We start from the raw sequence: 18,594 nt of genomic DNA on the forward strand, positions 1-18,594 counted from the left end.
TCCTCTCTTTGCTCTGTCCCTGGAGCCCGGGCCGGACCAACCACGGCCGGCCCGTCAGGGAAGGTTACATGATCACAATAATGGTGTCCTCCTGAATGGTCTGCAGGATCTCAACCATCATCTCCCGGGGCACGGAGACACAGCCGGCCGTACCGTTGCCGGTACTGCAGTGGAAGAAGATGGCAGAGCCGCTGCCGGGGGTGCAGGAGGTGTTGTAATTGATGGCAATGGCGTACTCATAGGCCACGGTCTCCTCCACCAGATGCTCGGCGCTGTCCCACTGGCCCTCGGTCTCACTCTTCTTTACCATCTGGTTGTAGTAGACGCTGTCCGAATCGTCCACCCAGTAGTCGTCCTCGCCCACCTGCAGATAGTCGCGGGCGCTGCCGGGATCCTCCGCCACGCCGAAGGCCTGGCCAAAGGTGTAGATGCCCCGGGGCGTGCAGCCGTCCCCTTCCTGCTTGTTGCTGGTGGTGCCGTTTCTGCCTACAAAGGCCTCATCGGTGGACATGGTCTCCTTCCAGAAGTCCCCGTCCTTCTCCAGCACGGTGACGGTGGCCTCCGGCGCGCCGTCGGCGTGGGGCCGCACCAGGATGCAGGAGGAAACCGACTGCTCTTCCGGGCTGGTAAGCTTCACTTCCTGACCCTCCTGATTCCACTCCACCCCCAGACCCAGGGCGGAGCTGATGGCCCGAATGGGCAGATAGGTGGTACCGTCAATGGCGAAGGGCTCCACCGCGCCGCCCCCCTCGTTGGTCAGGGTCAGCTTTTTCCCATCCAGGGAAACCGAGATGTCTCCATAGTAGAGCTCCTTGGTCACCATCCCCTGGATGGCGGATGCGGTGGCAATGGTGCCAAACGCAATGCACCCTACCAGTACCCCGCTGACCAGTTTCTTCAGAATACCTCTCATGCTGATTCCTCCTGTCTCTTTTCCTTGCGGAGCCGGAATTCTGCCGGGCTGCCACGTTGTATTTATTTTAAAATGCAAATTTCACACCAAATGACCCTCCCCGTTGCATTTTGTATGAAACTCACAATTTAAAACAAAAGCATTTATATATTATCACAGAGATTAAGGAAAAACATCGCATATTTTGTTATTTTATTCCTGTTCAATCTTTCGCCGGCGGGCAAGAATAGTTCGGAATTCAGAACATGCTTTCCTGATTTCCGGACCATCTGGCCCATTTACTCGATCTGGTGCTCCTTCAGCTTGCCGTAAAACACAGTTTTGGACATGCCCAGCTGCTTCATGGCCTTGCTCCGGCTGCCGCCGCACTGGGCCAGGGTCTGCCGGAGGATCCTGGCCTCCTCCCGCTTGAGCAGCTCCTTCCAGGTGCCGCCCTCCGGCTCGCTCTCCAGGTGGATGTGCTCGGGATAGATGATATCCGACTCGGAGAGGGCCACCGCCCGCTCCAGCACGTTTTCCAGCTCCCGGATGTTGCCCGGCCAGCGGTAGGACATCAGCCGGCTGAAGGCCTCGCCGGAGAGCTGCTTGCGGGGGGCGCGGTACTTTTCCACAATTTTCTCCATCAGGTCATTGATGAGAAAGCACACGTCCTCCTGGCAGTCCCGCAGGGGGGGCAGCTCCAGGGAAAAGCCGCTGAGGCGGTAGTACAGGTCCTGCCGGAACCGTCCGGCGGCCACCTCCTCCCGCAGGCTGCGGTTGGTGGCGGCCAGGATGCGCACATCCACCGGGATGGGCTGGGTGGAGCCCACCCGGCAGACCTCCTTGTTCTGGATCACGTGGAGCAGCTTGGCCTGGATGTTCAGGGGGATCTCCCCGATCTCATCCAGGAAGATGGTGCCCCCGTCGGCGCTCTCAAAAAAGCCCGCCTTGCCCTTGGGGTTGGCCCCGGTGAAGGCGCCTCCCACATAGCCGAACATCTCGCTTTCAAAGAGGGTGGGGGCGATGGTGGAGCAGTCCACCGTCACCACGGGCCCCTTCCGGGGCTGGAGCTGGCAGATGGTGCGGGCTAGAAAGGACTTGCCCGTGCCGCTCTCCCCCGTGATGAGAATGTTGCAGTCCAGCTGGGAGAGCTTGTAGGCGTAGCGCCTCACGGAGGCCGAGCCCTCTCCCCCGCCCAGGGCGGGAGCCAGAGCCCCCTCCTCCCCCTGGCGGTACTTCTCCTCGGCGGAGCGGATGACGTTGTTGCGCTCCAGAATGGCGTCCCACAGGTCCTCCACGTTCCGGAACTTGACAATAACCCCCTCCGGCCCCTCCGGTCCCGCCACCGGCAGGATGGAGGCGATGAGCTCATAGCCGTTGACCTCGTAGGCGGTGTCCACATACCGCTCCGCCTGGCCCGCCAGCACCTGGGCCAGATGGGCCTCGAACAGCGCCCCCTCGAAGAAGTCCTGAAAATGGTACCCCTCCACGCAGATCTCGTATCCGGTCTCCTTGGCCATGTAGGGCGCGCCCTGGAGCAGATTGCGGATGGACTCCTTCCGGGCGGAGTAGCCCTTTTCCTCCCAGAACTTCACCTCCAGGGTGGCGCCGTCCAGAATCACCATCTGGCCGATGGAGAGGAAATAGTCGATGGTATAGGGCACTCCGTCCACCAACACGGAGGCGGACTTGTTTTCGATGGTCACGGTGATGGAGCGGGAGCGGAAGGTGGTCTGCAGCTGGAGCCGGTCGGCGTCCCGGCTGGGCAGGAATTTGTACACCGCCCGGCTGCCCGGCGTCTGGTACTGGCCCACCGCCACGATCCGGTCCCCCGTCCGTAGCCTGCGCTCCTGGATGCCGATGCAGGCCAGGTCCTCCGGCGTCAGTCCGCCATCGTCGGCGCCGATGGCGGTGTCCGCCAGGATCACCACGTCTCCCGCCTCCAGCCGGCCGGCGCCATGGGGGTGGGGGCTGCGGTTGAACAGGCCGAAACGCTGCTTGGCCCGCTGGTTGATGTGGGTAATGATCCCCTGCCGGTCCAACGTGAGGACGGCGTGGGAGGATGCGTCTAACAAACTCTGTAACAGGCTCATGGAACGGACTCCCTTTTCCCGGTTTCAAGTATAGCTGATTATTATAGCACATCGCCCCCGGCCCGTCGAGGGACGCCGGAGGGGGAAAGGCGGCCCGTCCCGTGGGCGAAGCCGGTCAGAGCCGGGCCAGAACCTCCTCCAGCTCCAGCGTGGTGAAGCCGTCCTCCAGGATGAAGCAGGGGATCCCCAGGGTGCCGTTGGCCTTGGGTCCGTCAAACAGGGAGCTGCTCTCCCGCAGGGCCAGGTAGGCCTTCAGATCGGCCAGGCTGGCCGACAGGTTCTGAAAGGTGATGTCCACCTTCCGGGCCGCCAGGACGTTGATGGCGTACAGGGTGTCGGGGCAGAGATGGCTGCCGATAATCGTAACGTGCATGGTCTTTTACTCCTATCGCGTCAAAATCAAAGGAACTGTTACAGGGCGTTGACCGCCTGCTCCAGCTGGGCCATGGCCCGCTCCAGCACGCTGCGGGGGCAGGCGGCGTTGAGGCGCATAAACCCGTCCAGGCTGCGGCTGAAGGTCCAGCCCTCGTTCAGGCCCAGGCCCGCCTTTTCGATCATAAACTTCCGCAGGGCCTCATTGTCCAGCCCCAGGCCCCGGCAATCCAGCCACATCAGATAGGTGGCGTCGGGGGCGTAGGTCTTGATTTTGGGAATGTGCTTGGCGCAGTAGTCCACCACGTAGTCGAAGTTGGCCGACAGATAGGGCAGCAGCTGCTCCAGCCACTCCTCCCCCTGGTTGAAGGCGGCCTCCATGGCGATGAGGGAGAAGGCGTTGTTGCGGTGGATGTCCATGCGCATCCAGTACTGGTCAAAGACCTCCTTCATGTGGCGGTTGGGAAATACCACGGTGGAGGCCTGCAGGCCGGCCAGGTTGAAGGTCTTGGTGCCGGAAATGCCGGTGACCACATACCGGGCGATCTCCGGGGAGAGGGTGGCCGTGGGGGTGTGCTTTTTCCCGTGGAAGATCAGGTCGGAGTGGATCTCGTCGGAGAACATCACCACATGGTGCTTCATGCACAGCTCCGCCATCCGCCGCAGCTCCTCCGGGGTCCACACGATGCCCAGGGGGTTGTGGGGGTTGCACAGCAGGAACAGGTCGGACTGCTCCAGCTTGGCCTCAAAGTCCGCCCAGTCCATCTCCCACTTGCCGTCACGCTCCACAAAATGGTTCTCCACCACCTTGCGGCCCGAGGCCTCCGTCATGTCGTAGAACTCGGAATACACCGGGGGCTGAATGAGCACGCTGCCCCCCTCAGGGGTGAACAGCCGGACCATGGCGCTGATGGACTGCACCACTCCCAGGCTGAAGCTCATCAGCTCGGGGTCGATCTCCCAGTTGTTGCGCCGCTTCTGCCAGCCCCGGATGGCCTCAAAATAATGGGCCGGGCGGCTGGTGTAGCCCCAGATGCCCTCCTGGGCCCGGGCGGTCAGGGCGTCGATAATGGGCTGGGCGGTTTTAAAGTCCATGTCGGCAATCCACAGGGGGATCACCTGGTCCGTTCCAAACTTTTTAACCCGCTCGTCATATTTGGCCGCGCAGTTGTCCTTGCGGTCAACGACGGCGTCAAAATTGTACTTCATTACAATACCATCCTTTCCCGATGAGGTTTGTCCTCTGGTTGAGCAAGGGACATGCCGGATTCCCGTTCTCCCGCCAGCTTTTTGATCCGCCTCCTCATTTTATTCATCCTGCCCAATTTTTCAGCTCCCGTTTTATGCAACAGGCGCAGAGCTGCCGGCAAATCCCTCCGTGGGCCCGCCTATTTAACTGGTTAAAGCACAACCCGTTTTATAATTGGTTAATCCAATTGACCATTTTTTGGCTGCGCCGGACTACTTGGCCAGCCGCTGGGCCCAGAGCCGGCCATTGGGGGTCAGACAGGTGCCCCCCCGGCCTCTGCCCACCCGGGCCAGCCCCTGCTGGCTGAGGGACAGGAGGATGCGCCGGATCTCCTGCTGGGAGCAGGTGAGCCCGGCCTCCCTGGCCGCCTTCAGCAGGCTCTCCCGGCCCGCGCCCCCGCCATTCTCCCCGGCCTGGTAGAGATACCGGAGGACAAAGTCCTGGTCCCGGCTGGGGTACTCCTTCAGGTAGGGAAAGCCGGTGGTTGGGGCGGCGGGGGACACGGCGGCCCCCTCGCCGGACACGGGCAGGTAGTGGAAGGTGGGGGGCAGGTCCTCCGGGCCGATCACGGGGCTGCCCACATAGCTGAAATACTCCACCACGTTGCGCAGCTCCCGGATGTTGCCCCGCCACTGGTGGGTCAGCAGCAGCTGCTTCACCTCCGGGGAGAGGGTGAACTCCGCTCCGTTCTCTTTGCGGAACTGCTCGATGAGCAGCAGCAGGTCCTCTCCCCGCTCCCGCAGCGGGGGGATTAGGACCGGCAGGGTATTGAGCCGGTAATAGAGGTCCCGCCGGAAGCTGCCCGCCTCCACCCGCTCCTCCAGGTCCTCGTTGGTGGCGGCCACGATGCGCACATCCACAGGGATGATCCGGTTTCCTCCCACCCGCATGATCTCCTGCTCCTGCAGCACCCGCAGGAGCTTGCACTGGAGGGCGGCGCTCATCCCCTCCACCTCGTCCAGAAACAGGGTGCCCTTGTGGGCGAATTCAAACAGGCCGGGCTTGCCCCCCCGCCTGGCCCCGGTGAAGGCCCCCTCCTCATAGCCGAACAGCTCGCTCTCCAGCAGGTTTTCCGGCATGGCGGCGCAGTTGATGGCCACAAAGGGGCTGGAGGAGCGGGGGGAGGCCCGGTGGATGGAGTGGGCAAACAGTTCCTTTCCGGTGCCGGTCTCCCCGATAAGCAGGATGGGCAGCTGGGTCTGGGACATCTTGTTCAGCATGGTGATGCACCGCCTCAGGGCCGGGGAGTCCCCCCGCACGTCGGCAAAGGTGTACTTGGCCCGATACCCCTTGTGGTGCAGCTGGGTGCGCAGCTCATTCTGCCGGTTTTCCGCGTCGGAGAACCGCTGGACGGTGGCAAAGGCGCCGATACAGTTGCCACCCCGGAGCACGGGGGTCACCGCCACGTTCATATTGACCTCCCCCACCCCCACCACGCAGGCCGGCTGGGGCCGCTCCTCCCGCAGGCAGGCGTCAAAGGGGATAAAGGGATAGACCTGCCCGGCGGGCTGCCCCAGGGCCTCCGACCGGGGGATCCCGGTCAGCTCCTCCATCTTCCTGTTGCAGGCAAACACCTGGCCGTGCTCGTTTACCCCCACCAGGCCCTCGTCCAGAATCTCCATCAGCATGTCGAACTGGCTCTCCAGGCGAAGGCCCCTGGAAAACACCCGGTCGAAGCTGTAGGTGTTGGTGGCCACCCCCTCCTGGTACCGCCGGAAGGCCTCGGATTCCAGCAGATCCTCATAGCCCAGGCGCAGGGCGGCCTCGATCATGGTGGAGCTGGTACACACCCGCTGGCCGATGTCGATGATCTCCCTGGCCCCCTCCGGCACGTAGCGGCCCTCCCTGGGGGTAATCACATAGTCGTATTTGGACATATCGGGCCGGGGGGCTCCGGGGTGGTAGAGGTCCATCAGCAGCTGGTTCACCCCCAGCTGGTTGAGGTGGACCACCGCCTCCCGGCACATCTTCTGGCTCAGGTTGACAAACAGAGCCCGCCGCCCCGGCGGCAGGGCCTGGAGCTGCCGGATCACCGACCACAAAAAGGTGACCTGAATCTCCATCATCTCTCCGTCGATGGGCACATACTGGTGCAGGTCCCCCACCGTGTCAAAGGCGTCGGTTGTGATCATATAGAGGGCGTACCGGCGGGAAATGTGCCCCACCGAGCCGTCCTGCACGCTGTAGGCGTCCACCGAAACCCGCTGGCCGAACAGCTCCCGCACCTGCCCGGCGTAAAACTGCCCCGCCAGCGGGTCCAGCGAGATGACCGCGATGTCCTGTTTCATCCAATCCCCCCAACCAATTAACCTATTCTTTAACCTATTTACCCTTATCATGGCCCGCAAATCAGGAGTTAGTCAAGAAAAACCGCCTATTTTTTCCCACAAAAACCCAGAAATTTGCCTCAAATGGGGTTCCTGGCCCCGGCGGAAGTCTTGGCACAAAACTTGCTTCTTTTTTCGACAGAAGAACTTGGCGCCCATTTGTACGCGCGTTTTGGAAAAGGAGAGATTGTCATGCAGCTGACCAAGGAAGAAATGCTCACCCTGCTCCACCAGGAGGTCGTGCCCGCCCTGGGGTGTACCGAGCCGGTGTGCGTGGCCCTGTGCGCCGCCGACGCCTACCACGCCATTGGAGGGCAGGTGGTGTCCATCAAGATGGAAGTCAACCCGGGCATCTACAAAAACGGCATGTCGGTGGGGATTCCCGGCTTCAACCGGGTGGGGCTGAAATACGCCGCCGCCCTGGGGGCCTGCCTGGGAAATCCGGAAAAGGGGCTGGAGCTGCTGGAGGAGATCAACAGCATCGTCAGCAAGGAGGCCACCCGGCTGGTGGAGGAAAAGCAGGTCTCGGTGTCTATCGCCGAGGAGGAGACCCAGCTGTACGCCCACGCCGAGATCATCACCACCCGGGGCATCGGCATCAGCACCATCCGGGGCACCCACTCCAACATTGTCTACACCAGCGCCAACAACCAGGTGCTGTACGAGAAGCCCTTCAGCCTGGACAGCGAGGACGCCCTCCACGAAAAGCTGAAGTCCATGACGGTGGCCCAGATCCGGGAGCTGGTGGACAGCGCCAGCCAGGAGGAACTGGCCTTCATGCTGGACGGGGCGGAGATGAATGAGAAGCTCTCCGACTTCGGCCTGGAAAACCGGCTGGGCATCGGCATTGCCGACACCCTGAAAACCCAGCTGGGCGCCGGCGTGCTGGGGGACAGCCTGATGGCCAACACCATGGTGCGGGTGGCCTCCAGCGCCGAGGGGCGCATGTCCGGCTGTCCCTACGCCGTCATGAGCAGCGCGGGCAGCGGCAACCACGGCATTACCGCCATCCTTCCGGTGGTGGAGCTGGCCCGCCACCTGGGCTCCAGCCAGGAGGCCACTGAGAAGGCCCTGGCCTTCTCTCACCTGCTCAATGTGTACATCAAGCTCTTTACCGGCAAGCTGAGCGCCACCTGCGGCTGCGGCGTGTCGGCCGCCGCCGCCGCCAGCGCCGCCATGGTGTGGCTGCTGGGGGGCAGCGACGCCCAGATGGGGGCGGCCATCATCAACATGAGCGCCAACCTCACCGGCATGATCTGCGACGGCGGCAAGATCGGCTGCGCCCTCAAGCTGGCCACCGCCACCAGCGCCGCCTTCCTCAGCGCCTATCTGGCCGTGGGGGGCGTGGTGGTCAGCGCCAGCGACGGCATCTGCGCCGCCACCCCGGAGCAGGCCATCCGGAACATGGGCCTGGTGAGCACGCCGGGCATGACCCAGACCGACAAGACCATTCTGGGCATCATGATGCAGAAGGACCAGGGCTGACCGGTTCTGCGGATATACGGACGCCCGCAGCGGGGCAGGATTGCCTGCTCCGTTGCGGGCGTTTTTTATCGTTGTATTTCTGTCATTACCAGGGGGTCAGCTCCAGATACAGGTCCTTGTACTGTCTGGCCGACCTCTGCCAGGAGACATCCTTGGCCATGTCCCGCTGGACGATCTCGTCCCAGTGATACCGGTTGTCGAAGTAGAGGCTCTTGGCCCGGTTGATGGCATCCAGCAGCAGCCCCGCGTCATAGCGGTCGAAGGTGAAGCCGTTGCCGTCGCCGGTAAAGGTGTTGTAGGGCTCCACCGTGTCCTTCAGGCCGCCGGTCTCCCGGACGATGGGCAGAGTGCCGTAGTGCATGGCGTTGAGCTGGGTCAGGCCGCAGGGCTCAAAGCGGGAGGGCACCAGCAGCGCGTCCGCGCCGGCGTAGATGCGGTGGGCTCTGGCCTCGTCGTACTGGATGCAGGCGCTGAAGGAGCCGCGATAGGTGTGCTCATAGTAGCGGAAGGCGTCCTCGTACCGCCTGTCTCCGGTGCCCAGCACCACCACCTGGGTGTGTCCGTCCAGCACCTGGGGAATGATGGCGTTGACCAGGTCCAGCCCCTTCTGATCGGTCAGCCGGGAGATAAGGCCGATGACAAACTTGCCCGTGTCCTCCTCCAGGCCCAGCTCCTTCTGGATGGCCAGCTTGTTTTCCATCTTGTGGTCCAGCACGTTGCCCAGGCCGTAGTTGGCCGCCAGGGCGGGGTCGGTCTCCGGGTTCCACATGTCGTAGTCGATGCCGTTGACAATGCCCCGGAGCTTGCCGCTGTGATAGCGCAGGTGGTCCTCCAGCCGCTCGCCGTACTCGCTGCTCTGGATCTCCCAGGCGTAGGTGCCGCTGACGGTGGTGATCCGGTCGGCGTAGGCCAGCCCGCCCTTGAGGATGTTGGCCTCCACCCAGTCCTGCTTCAGCGCCCCCATGCTGAACACATGGTCGGGCAGGCCGGTCCAGTACTGGATGGTGGGGATGTTGTACACTCCCTGGAAGCGGAGGTTGTGGATGGTGAGCACCGTTTTGGCCCGGCCCACCGGGCTGTCCTGGAACAGGGTGCGCAGATACACCGGCACCAGGCCCGCCTGCCAGTCGTGGCAGTGGATGATGTCGGGGATCCAGTTCATATAATTCAGCGCCGCCAGGGCGGCCTTGCTGAAGAAGCAGTATTTGGGGATGTCGTCCACCAGGTTGGTATAGGGGTTGCCCGAGGAGAAAAACTCCTGGTTGTCAATAAAGTCGTACACCACGCCGTCGCAGATGTACTCCATGATCCCCACGTAGTAATTGCGCCCGGTCCGGCCCAGATCCATGTAGAACTCGCCCCGATAGACCATCTTGTTCTGGTATTCCTGGGGGATGCAGGCATAGCGGGGCAGCAGCACCCGCACGTCGCAGTTCAGCCGGGCCAGCTCCCGGGGCAGGGCGTACATCACGTCCCCCAGGCCCCCTGTCTTGACAAAGGGGTGACACTCCGAGCCGATAAACGCCACGCTCCGGCGGGGCAGGTTGGACATTTCGTTCACTGGGGCGGGCTCCTCCGCCACAGGGGTGGGCTTTTCCACAGCGGGGGCGGCCTGCTTCATAGCGGCGGGTTTTTCCTCCGCAGCGGGGGCGGCCTGCGCCGCCTCAGGGGCGCTCTTTTTCGCGGCGGCAGCAGTCTTTCGGCTGGCAGCCGTGGTCTTTTTTGTAGCAGAAGCCGCTTTTTTCGTGGCAGAGGCGGCTTTTTTTCTGGTGGTAGCGGTCTTTTTGACGGCAGTCTCTGCCGGCTCCCCGGCGGGCGCAGCCGTCTCCTTGGGGGCAGTGTCCACCGCCGCGGGATGGGCCTGTTCCGCGGCCGGAGCCTCAGTCTTTTTCACAGGCGCTTTCTTCTTTGTGGAATCCGCTTTTTCCCGTGCCATCATGAACCTTCCTTTCCCGTACTCTGGTACTGGCAAGAATATAACACATCCGGCCGGCTTTTGACAGTCCTTTTTGGAAATTTCAGAAAAATTTCCACACTTTCTCCAAATCCGCTAAAAGCTCAGGGTATCCATCCCACTCACCAATCCGGTCAGGCGCCTTTCCCATTCTTAAGGTTCCGGCCGCTTGCGCTTGCAAAAGGCCCATTGTATAATAAAGCACACACTTTCACGGGCAAAAGCGGCGGCTCGCCTCCGCAGGCCCAAAGGAGGATTATGAATCTCACCATTACCGTCAATCACAGGCAGCTGCTGGACATTCTGCTGAACGTGGGGCTGGTTCGCCCGGTGTTCATCTGGGGCGCCCCCGGCATCGGGAAATCCGTCATTGTGGAGGAGTTTGCCCACAGCCTGGGGCTGGAGTGCGTCTCCCTGCTGGGCAGCCAGCTGGCCCCGGAGGACATCATCGGCGTGCCCCAGATCAAGGACGGCTTCAGCCAGTTCTGCCCGCCCCGCTCCATCGCCCGGCAGGAGCCCTATGTGCTCTTTCTGGACGAGCTGAACGCCTGCACCTCCGAGGTGCAGAAGGCCTTCTACTCCCTGATCCACGAGCGGCGCATCGGGGAATACCACCTGCCCGAGGGCTCCATCGTGCTGGGGGCGGGCAACCGGGCCCAGGACAACGCCATCACCCGGCCCATGTCCTCCGCCCTCATCAACCGGATGTTCCATGTGGAGCTCACCGCCAGCCCCCGGCTGTGGCTGGAGTGGGCGGGGCAGCACAACATCCACCCCTACGTCTACGACTACATCACCAGCCGGCCGGACCACCTGTGGTCCAGGCCCCCCAAGAGCGAGGAGCCCTTCTCCACCCCCCGGGCCTGGCACATGCTCAGCGACGCCATCCACAGCTGGGGCCCGGACATCGACGTGGACAGCCTGCGGGTGCTGGCCGCCGGCTGCCTCACCCCCCAGCACGCCACCCAGTTTCTGGCCTACATCCGCCAGGTGCGCAGCCAGTACGCCCTGGACAAGATCCTCTCCGGCCAGCAGCCCTGGCCGGACAAGCCGGAGGAGCGGGACGTGCTCTACTTTTTGGCCCAGTCCCTCCGGGCCCGGCTGGTAAAGGAGCTGCCCCCGGAGCGGAGCCGGCTCAGCGCCGACAGCCGCGCCCTGGTGCTCCAGGCCAAGGACCGCATCACCGAGCTGGCCGACCTGAGCCTGGAGATCGCCCGGATGGCGGTGACCCCGGAGGACGGCCGGGAGCTGCCCGACTGGTTTGTGGTGGAGCTGTTCCGGGACCTGCCCCGGCTGGCCGACAAGCGCAACGGATGAGCGGCAGAAAGCAGCAGAAGGCCAACCCGGCCCAGGAGGCCTTTCAGGGCGGGTGCGGCCTGGTGACCCTGCACCCGGTGCTGGGGCCCCTGATGAAGCAGGCCACCCCCCATTTTGACAATAGCTACCCCATGGCAAAAGAGGACTGGGCGTGGATCACCGCCAACGGGGACCTCTACGCCAACAGCCACCGCCGGGCCACCCCCCAGGAGTGGGCCTACGTGATAGCCCACTGCCTGCTCCACCTGGCCCTGGGCCACATCCGGGAGGACCGGGCTGGGGACCTGGTGTGGAACGCCGCCTGTGACTGCGTGGCGGCCCGGTACCTGTCCGACCTGCACATCGGCACGCCGCCGGGGGAGCTCTCCGCCCCCCTGCCCCCCAACACCCGGGAGGAGGAGGCCCTCTACCGCTGGCTGAAGGAGCACAGCGACGACGCCTACTTCCGCTTCTCCACCATGAGCGGCGGCCGGCCGGACCTGGTGTGGGAGCCCATCCGGGCCAGCTGGTGGCAAGGGCCCACCGACTGGCGGCAGCTCTTTGCCGAGAGCCTCCGGGACGCGCTGCGCTCCGCCGTGGACTACGCCGGGGGCGTCACCACCCCGCCGGGGTCCCACAAAAAAATGGGCCCCATCCAGCGGGCCCGGGAGTGGTTTTTGTCCAGCTATCCCCTGCTGGGGGGCGTGGCCTCCGGCTTCCGGCTGGTGGACGACCCCCTGATTGTCCAGCGGATGGACGTTCCGGTGGCCGCCATCTCCATGCATCTGCGGGAGATTTATGTCAATCCATCCGCTGGACTGACCGAAGAGGAGTGGCGGTTTGTCCTGGCCCACGAGTACCTCCACGCCGCCCTGTGCCATGAGGCAAGACTGGGCAAACGGGATCCGGAGCTGTGGAACGTGGCCTGCGACTATGTGATCAACCAGTGGCTGCGGGACATGGAGGTGGGCTCCATGCCCGAGGGGCTGCTTTTCGACCCGGAGCTGCAGGGCCTGTCGGCGGAGAGCGTGTACGACCGGCTGGCGGTCAATCTGCGCAAGTACAAGCGCATGGCCCAGCACGACATCCGCTTCGGCCCGCCGGACTGGGCGGCCTCCAAAGACTTTGTGGATCTGGACAGCTGGTGCCGCTCCGCCATCCAGCGGGGGCTGGACTACCACCAGACCCACGAGCGGGGCTATCTCCCCGAGGGGCTGGTGGAGGAGATCCGGGCCCTGTCCCAGCCCCCCATCCCCTGGGATGTGAAGCTGGCCCGGTGGTTTGACCAGCGGTTTGAGCCCCTGGAAAAGCGCCGCACCTATGCCCGGCTCAGCCGCCGCCAGTCGGCCACGCCGGACATCCCCCGCCCCTCCTGGCATCTGGAGGAGGAGGCCCGGGCGGGGCGCACCTTCGGCGTGCTGCTGGATACTTCCGGGTCCATGGACCGTTCCCTGCTGGCCGCCGCCCTGGGGGCCATTGCCAGCTACAGCGCCGCCCGGGACGTAAACCGGGTGCGGGTGGTGTTCTGCGACGCCGCCCCCTACGACCAGGGGTACATGGAGGCGGCCGACATCGCCGGCAGCGTCAAGGTCCGGGGCCGGGGGGGCACGGTGCTCCAGCCGGGGGTAGAGCTGCTGGAGCACGCCCCCGACTTCCCCAGGCAGGCCCCGCTGTTGGTGATCACCGACTGCGAGTGCGACCGGCTGAACCTCTACGGCCGGGACCACGCCTTTCTGGTGCCCCGGGGGCGCAGCCTGCCCTTTCCCCCCAAGGGGCCGGTGTTTTACCTGGAGTAGGCTCTCCTGTATCTTGCGTCTATTGGGATATCAGCGCTTTGGGGTTTACCGAGACGGCCTTGGCCCGGGCCGGGTCGGGCAGCTTGAGCCGGTATTGCCCCAGGCCGTCAAAGCAGACCGACACCCGCTTGGTATAATAGCGGTCCTCCCCGTATTCCTCCAGCACAAAGCTGGCATTGTACGTCTGACAAAGCCGGTAGGTGTTTTCCAGGCCGATCCCGCTGCCGCCGTCCTCCGGGTGGCCGGTCATCCGGCGCAGGCCGAAGCTGACCAGTACCTCCGGCGGGAAGGGGGCCCCACTGTCATAGATGTCGATGGTTGTCTCCGCAATCTGCAGCAGCATCCGGCGTACAGGGCTGGAGGAGGTGGCGATAATGGCGTTCTCCAGCAGGTCCGCCAGCAGGGTGTTGAGGTCCTCCTCCCGGACCTGGTCCTCCATCCATAGGGGGAGGTTGGCCGGGATGGAGCTCTGGAACTCGATGCCCGCCTGGGCGGCCCGGCCGGCCATGAACCGGAGCGTCACATCAATGGACCCGCTGCCTGTGTCCGGGGTTTGACAGCTCTCCTGCGCATAGTCCCGGAGAGCCGTCTGCCGGTCCCGTATGACCGCCTCCAGATGCTCCAATACCTCCGCCGCCGCCGATGCGCAGGCCTCCCCCTGGAGGGTCCGGCCCGCCTTGCGGAGAAAGTCCCGCACGCAGGCGCTTGCGGCGGGGAGCTGCTTGTTGTCCCGGTGGAGGATGGCCGCCAGCCGCTCGTTTTCCTGCCGCAGCCGCTCCAATTGGCTGTTTTTTTCCTCCAACTGCTGGTTCAGCTCCTGGATCTCCCGGAGATACAGCTCCTTCCGGTACACGGCGGCGGTCCGGTCTTTCCACCAGAGCCACAGGGTGATGCCGGAAAACAGGAAAAAGCAGGTCAGGACCAGATAGGCCAGGTGAGCGTCCTGATTGATTCCCAGCAGGGAGGCCGTGACCAGAATGGCGACGCTGATGGAAACGCCCACGTCGCTGCTGCCGGAATCCACCAGAAAGACAAGGCCGTGCTTCAGACGCTTCATTTGAAAGAGGAGCAGGGTCGCGCACAGCTGCAGAACGCCCGCCGTCAGCATACGCCAGATGGGGGCAACGGGGATGTCCAGAAGTGAGAGAACCAGGGCCTCCAGCACGGCGGACAGGGTGGCGGCGGCCGCCAGCGTCCCATAGCTGACCCCATAGGCCAGGATGGTGCAGGCGGCGGCTCTGGGAAGGGGCTCCATGGAAAGGCGTCTGAACACGGGAATGGACACGGCCGCCATGCCCAGCAGGCTGACGGCGGGTACCGTCACCCGCAGCAGAACGGTACAAGCCGTGAGCGCCGCCGCGGACAGAGCGGCACGGCAGGCGGCCCCCCGCCGCCCGGAGCCGGAGGGCTGCAGATGGAGCAGCTTCCGGTAGGAATACATGGCGCACACGATGATGAAAGCGTATTTGATCCAGACCTCAAGCATGTTGTACATCCCGCCCACAAGCAAAGTTATGTAGGAAGCGAGCCGCGGTTGCGGCTCGCTTTTTTAATCCGTCGATTTGAGCTTAGCGGCGTAGTAGTAGATAAACTCCGTGATGGTGGGCACGCCCTTCTCCGAGCTGATCCTGGCCGTATAGTACCGGAGCAGATCTTCAATGGGCGTGGTCCGCCAGGCTCTGGCAATGGCGTTCTGCATGGCCCGCTCCACGCTGGCGGGCGATTTGCCGTAGCTCTGGCCGATGGCGGCGCAGACGTTGGGGGTAGGACCCTTCAGCGCCAGCTGGATGGCGTCGATCAGATATTGATAGCCCACCGCCTTTGTGCTTACCCCGATCTGGTTCAGCTCCGCGATGATCCTGCGGGCCAGCTTTTTGCGCAACACCTCCGGAGCCTCCCGCCCGCTGCCAGCGGGGGCTTGCCGCCTGTGCCGCAGGATGCCGTCCCGGAGCAGCGCCAGAAAATGGACCGCCTCCTGGGGTGCGTAGCCGGCCTGGTGCTTCGACATGATAAAATCGGCCCCCAGATTCCGGGCGGCTTCGTGGGTCATGGCGCTGGAATTGTTGGTGGTAACCAGTACGTAGGGTTTCCAAGGGAGGTCCATGCGCCGCAGGTCCTCCAGGACCTGCAGGCCGTTTCCCCCGCCCTGATGGAGCTCCAGGTCCAAAATCAGCGCGTCGGGGTGGAAGTCCTGGATCAGCTCCGCCGCCCGGCGGGCGTTGTTGGTCACGCTGACCAGTGAAATGTCCTCCCGGCTCTCCATACATTCCACCATTTCCCTGCAGGCAACGGGGTCGTCTTCCACCAGCAAAACCAGCAGCGCCTGGTCCATACGCAGCGCCTCCCTCCTGGGCCAGCCGTCAGATACTGGGTATCAGTATAGGACATAAACACACAAAAAGCAACGATTTCCAACTAAAAACCGCAACGAATACAAATTGCCAGCCTGGAAAAATCGGATAAAATGGTAGTCAGAATATTCCAGACAAAAGCGGAAAGAAAGCGGGAGGGTGGAGATGGAGGCAAGAAAGTGGGACTGCGTACGATTCGGGTGGAGCGGGGCCGTAGCCTGCGCCGTTACGGCTCTTACGGCCTGTCTGGGCAGCCGGCTTGAGCTGGCGGCGGACATGGTCCGCCTGTCCCGCGAGAGGGAGCTGCTCAAGCAGCAGAACCGGGCTTACCGGGCGGAATTTGACCGGCTGCGCCAGTCGGAGCGGCAGATCCGTGCCCTGCGCCACGACCTGAACAATCATCTGGCTGTCCTGGAGACCTATGCCGCCCGGGGACAGACGGAAAAGCTGGAGCGGTATCTGGGTCGTCTGGGCCGGCAGCTGGCCCGGCCCGGCTTTGTCTCCACGGGCAACCCGGAGATTGACGGCATCCTGAACGACAAGCTGGGCCAGGCGGAGCGGGCGGGGGCCCGGCTGGAGGTGGACGTGCGCCTGCCCGAGAACCTGGCGGCGGATGTGTTTGACCTGGCCGTGATTTTGGGCAACCTTCTGGACAACGCGGTGGAAGGGCTGGAAAAGAGTGTGGACAAGCGGCTCTCCCTCTCCCTGACGGCCGACCGTGGGATGCTTTTTTTGAACCTTGTCAACAGCTATGACGGAGCGGCGCTGCGGACGGAGCGACCGGACGGCCCGGAGTACCGCTCCCGAAAGGGCGGACCGGAACACGGTCTGGGGCTGTCCATTGTCCGGAGCGCCGTGGAGCGATACCACGGGGAACTCCGGCTGGACAGCGCCGGGACGGTATTTACTGCAGAGGTCATGCTCTATCTGGAGCCGTAGGCCGGGCAGATAACGAATTTCGGCGGTTGGGCGACGAATTTCGGCATTTCATGGACGAGCTGACAGACAATCCATATAATAGGAGCAGGCTGTCAGGAGGGTCGTATCCATGCAAGATTTTTTGACTGTCCTTGTGCGCATCATCGCTGCCGCCGTGCAGACAAACGGGGCATACCGCCTGTACGGGGTCTATTTTGACCGCCAGTCCGCGGACAAAAACAAGGAATGGGCCGGCTTTCTCCTCTGCTTTCTGCTCTGCGGGCTGAAGGCGGTGCTGAACACCCCGCCGGCGGTCAACGGGGCGCTGACCATCGGCATCTACTGCGGGCTGGCCTTTTTGTACGCGGGCACGGTGCTGGGCCGGCTGACGCGGGCGCTGGGGATCGTGGCGCTGATGGTCCTGTGCGAGGGCCTGGTGGGCGGCCTCATGGCCTTCTTCCCGCTCCCCCCGCGCACCGCCTGGGTGACCGGCACCATGCTGTCGCAGCTGCTGTTTCTGATGATTTCCCTGAGCCTGAAGGGGATACACATGCCCAAAACCAGCCCCCGGCTCTCCCGGCTCTATTGGCTGGCCATTCTCTGCCTGCCCACCGGCACGCTGGCCGTCCACATTCTGCTCATCTTCGTCTTTTACGACCCGGCGGGCAATCCCATTTTCCTGCCGGTCTCCATCATGCTGATGCTGATCAACCTGCTGACCTTCTATGTGCTGGACCGGCTGGAGGAGTACAGCGCCGCCTACTACGAAACCGAGCTGCTGGCCCGGCAGAATCAGGCCTACCGGGCGGAATTCGAGCTGATGCGCCAGTCCCAGCAGCAGGTCAGCGCCCTGCGCCACGACATGAAAAACCACCTGGCGGTGGTGCGGCAATACGCCGCCGCGGGGCAGACGGAGGAGCTGGGGCGGTATCTGGACCGCTGCCTGGAGCAGCTGGCCCAGCCGGGCTTTGTCCATACCGGCAACCCGGACATCGACAGCATGCTGAACTACAAGCTGGCCCAGGCGGAGCGGGCCGGTGCCCGGCTGACCCTGGACATACGGCTGCCGGAGGACTTTACCGCGGACGCCTTTGACTGGAACATCATTCTGGGCAGCCTGCTGGACCACGCGGTGGAGGCGCTGGAAAAGAGCCGGGAGAAGCGGCTCTCCCTCTCCCTGCGGGTGGACCGGGGCATTTTTTATCTAAAGATGGCCTACAGCGATGACGGTCCGGCGCCTGAGTCGGAGGGGGCTGGCGGTTTGGGCGGCTCCCTTGTCCAGCGCGCCATAGACAAGTACCACGGGACGCTGGACGTGGACCTCGCCGGACAGATATGCACCGTGGCGGTTATGCTCTATCTGGAGCCGTAGGCTGAACACAGGGAGGAAAAGGGAATGCAAACTGCAAAGCGCGAGCATGTGCTGGCCGGCCTGGTGGGGGCCTTTCTGGGCTCCCTGATCGGCGTGGCCTGCATTGTGGCGGTGGGCCAGCTGGGCTATGTGGCCTCGTTCTGCGGCGTGGTGCTGGCCGTCTGCGCCATCAAGGGCTATGGGCTGCTGGGCGGCGCCATGACCCGGAAGGGGGCGGTGATCGCCTCCATTCTGACGATTTTCATGACCTACCTGGGCAACCGGCTGGACTTTGCGGTCAGCGTGGCCCGCACCCTTGATATAGACATATTTTCCGCCTTTCGGGCGCTGGACTCCCTGCTGAATACCGAATATACCGTGTCCAGGGCCTACTGGGGCAACCTGGTCCTGCTGTATCTGTTCACCCTGGTGGGGGCGGTGCCCACGCTGTTTGCGGCCTTCCGCCACGCCGGCCGGGACAGCGCCCCGCCGGAGCCCGCGCCCCAGCCC

General features: G+C 63.7%; 14 protein-coding genes. 6 read left to right on the top strand and 8 right to left on the bottom strand.

The window, feature by feature from the left end; all coding sequences use genetic code 11:
* Positions 1 to 64: 64 nt before the first annotated feature.
* The 5 genes from B5F88_RS08145 to B5F88_RS08165 all read right to left on the bottom strand — a co-directional run bounded on the left by B5F88_RS08145 (position 65) and on the right by B5F88_RS08165 (position 6,894).
* Positions 65 to 913, bottom strand: coding sequence for a L,D-transpeptidase family protein (locus B5F88_RS08145; protein WP_087344115.1), 849 nt, complete (start codon positions 911 to 913; stop codon positions 65 to 67).
* Between the two features lie 278 nt (positions 914 to 1,191).
* Positions 1,192 to 2,985 carry a sigma 54-interacting transcriptional regulator gene (locus B5F88_RS08150; protein WP_087344118.1) on the bottom strand — a complete coding sequence of 598 codons (1,794 nt, stop codon included), beginning with the start codon at positions 2,983 to 2,985 and terminating at the stop codon, positions 1,192 to 1,194.
* Positions 2,986 to 3,100: 115 nt separating this feature from the next.
* Positions 3,101 to 3,358: a glutaredoxin gene (locus tag B5F88_RS08155; protein ID WP_087344121.1), complete on the bottom strand. Its 258-nt coding sequence runs from the start codon at positions 3,356 to 3,358 to the stop codon at positions 3,101 to 3,103.
* A 38-nt stretch (positions 3,359 to 3,396) separates the two neighbouring features.
* Positions 3,397 to 4,566 (bottom strand): MalY/PatB family protein, encoded by a 1,170-nt coding sequence (locus tag B5F88_RS08160; protein ID WP_087344124.1) that lies wholly within the window; start codon positions 4,564 to 4,566, stop codon positions 3,397 to 3,399.
* Between the two features lie 252 nt (positions 4,567 to 4,818).
* Positions 4,819 to 6,894: a sigma 54-interacting transcriptional regulator gene (locus B5F88_RS08165; protein WP_087344127.1), complete on the bottom strand. Its 2,076-nt coding sequence runs from the start codon at positions 6,892 to 6,894 to the stop codon at positions 4,819 to 4,821.
* A 231-nt stretch (positions 6,895 to 7,125) separates the two neighbouring features.
* On the opposite strand from B5F88_RS08165, the gene B5F88_RS08170 reads away from it, so the two are divergent.
* The gene (locus tag B5F88_RS08170) at positions 7,126 to 8,418 is read left to right on the top strand and encodes an L-serine ammonia-lyase, iron-sulfur-dependent, subunit alpha (RefSeq protein WP_087344130.1); all 1,293 of its coding nucleotides are present in this window, start codon (positions 7,126 to 7,128) and stop codon (positions 8,416 to 8,418) included.
* Positions 8,419 to 8,503: 85 nt separating this feature from the next.
* On the opposite strand, the gene B5F88_RS08175 is transcribed toward B5F88_RS08170, so the two are convergent.
* Positions 8,504 to 10,312 carry a glycogen/starch synthase gene (locus tag B5F88_RS08175; protein ID WP_242959685.1) on the bottom strand — a complete coding sequence of 603 codons (1,809 nt, stop codon included), beginning with the start codon at positions 10,310 to 10,312 and terminating at the stop codon, positions 8,504 to 8,506.
* Positions 10,313 to 10,630: 318 nt separating this feature from the next.
* Between B5F88_RS08175 and B5F88_RS08180 the strand changes: the two genes are divergently transcribed.
* Both B5F88_RS08180 and B5F88_RS08185 read left to right on the top strand, forming a co-directional pair.
* Positions 10,631 to 11,689: a MoxR family ATPase gene (locus B5F88_RS08180; protein WP_087344136.1), complete on the top strand. Its 1,059-nt coding sequence runs from the start codon at positions 10,631 to 10,633 to the stop codon at positions 11,687 to 11,689.
* Entirely contained in the window at positions 11,686 to 13,464 is a 1,779-nt protein-coding gene (locus B5F88_RS08185; RefSeq protein ID WP_087344139.1) for a VWA-like domain-containing protein, read from the top strand. The genes B5F88_RS08180 and B5F88_RS08185 overlap by 4 nt, the downstream gene beginning before the upstream one ends.
* Positions 13,465 to 13,483: 19 nt before the next feature.
* Here the strand turns inward: B5F88_RS08185 and B5F88_RS08190 are convergent, their stop codons facing one another.
* Both B5F88_RS08190 and B5F88_RS08195 read right to left on the bottom strand, forming a co-directional pair.
* Positions 13,484 to 14,950, bottom strand: coding sequence for a HAMP domain-containing histidine kinase (locus B5F88_RS08190; RefSeq protein WP_087344142.1), 1,467 nt, complete (start codon positions 14,948 to 14,950; stop codon positions 13,484 to 13,486).
* Between the two features lie 63 nt (positions 14,951 to 15,013).
* On the bottom strand, positions 15,014 to 15,796 hold the full coding sequence (locus tag B5F88_RS08195; RefSeq protein WP_087344145.1) for a sporulation initiation factor Spo0A C-terminal domain-containing protein: 783 nt from the start codon (positions 15,794 to 15,796) through the stop codon (positions 15,014 to 15,016).
* A gap of 184 nt (positions 15,797 to 15,980) precedes the next feature.
* Here B5F88_RS08195 and B5F88_RS08200 point away from each other — a divergent pair, with 184 nt between their 5' ends.
* The 3 genes from B5F88_RS08200 to B5F88_RS08210 form a co-directional block, all read left to right on the top strand.
* Complete coding sequence (locus tag B5F88_RS08200; protein ID WP_087344148.1) at positions 15,981 to 16,754, top strand: GHKL domain-containing protein; 774 nt, start codon at positions 15,981 to 15,983, stop codon at positions 16,752 to 16,754.
* Positions 16,755 to 16,863: 109 nt separating this feature from the next.
* Positions 16,864 to 18,105, top strand: coding sequence for a GHKL domain-containing protein (locus B5F88_RS08205; protein WP_087344152.1), 1,242 nt, complete (start codon positions 16,864 to 16,866; stop codon positions 18,103 to 18,105).
* Between the two features lie 24 nt (positions 18,106 to 18,129).
* Positions 18,130 to 18,594: hypothetical protein (locus B5F88_RS08210; RefSeq protein WP_343286461.1), on the top strand; the 465-nt coding region annotated here is incomplete at its 3' end.

Source organism: Flavonifractor sp. An306, assembly GCF_002159455.1.
Taxonomy (GTDB): domain Bacteria; phylum Bacillota; class Clostridia; order Oscillospirales; family Oscillospiraceae; genus Flavonifractor.

Excerpts from the sequence above, each read along its gene's own strand:
- B5F88_RS08145 (WP_087344115.1), bottom strand. The coding sequence starts at position 913 with ATGAGAGGTATTCTGAAGAAACTGGTCAGCGGGGTACTGGTAGGGTGC.
- B5F88_RS08150 (WP_087344118.1), bottom strand. The coding sequence starts at position 2,985 with ATGAGCCTGTTACAGAGTTTGTTAGACGCATCCTCCCACGCCGTCCTC.
- B5F88_RS08155 (WP_087344121.1), bottom strand. The coding sequence starts at position 3,358 with ATGCACGTTACGATTATCGGCAGCCATCTCTGCCCCGACACCCTGTAC.
- B5F88_RS08160 (WP_087344124.1), bottom strand. The coding sequence starts at position 4,566 with ATGAAGTACAATTTTGACGCCGTCGTTGACCGCAAGGACAACTGCGCG.
- B5F88_RS08165 (WP_087344127.1), bottom strand. The coding sequence starts at position 6,894 with ATGAAACAGGACATCGCGGTCATCTCGCTGGACCCGCTGGCGGGGCAG.
- B5F88_RS08170 (WP_087344130.1), top strand. The coding sequence starts at position 7,126 with ATGCAGCTGACCAAGGAAGAAATGCTCACCCTGCTCCACCAGGAGGTC.
- B5F88_RS08180 (WP_087344136.1), top strand. The coding sequence starts at position 10,631 with ATGAATCTCACCATTACCGTCAATCACAGGCAGCTGCTGGACATTCTG.
- B5F88_RS08185 (WP_087344139.1), top strand. The coding sequence starts at position 11,686 with ATGAGCGGCAGAAAGCAGCAGAAGGCCAACCCGGCCCAGGAGGCCTTT.
- B5F88_RS08190 (WP_087344142.1), bottom strand. The coding sequence starts at position 14,950 with ATGCTTGAGGTCTGGATCAAATACGCTTTCATCATCGTGTGCGCCATG.
- B5F88_RS08195 (WP_087344145.1), bottom strand. The coding sequence starts at position 15,796 with ATGGACCAGGCGCTGCTGGTTTTGCTGGTGGAAGACGACCCCGTTGCC.
- B5F88_RS08200 (WP_087344148.1), top strand. The coding sequence starts at position 15,981 with ATGGAGGCAAGAAAGTGGGACTGCGTACGATTCGGGTGGAGCGGGGCC.
- B5F88_RS08205 (WP_087344152.1), top strand. The coding sequence starts at position 16,864 with ATGCAAGATTTTTTGACTGTCCTTGTGCGCATCATCGCTGCCGCCGTG.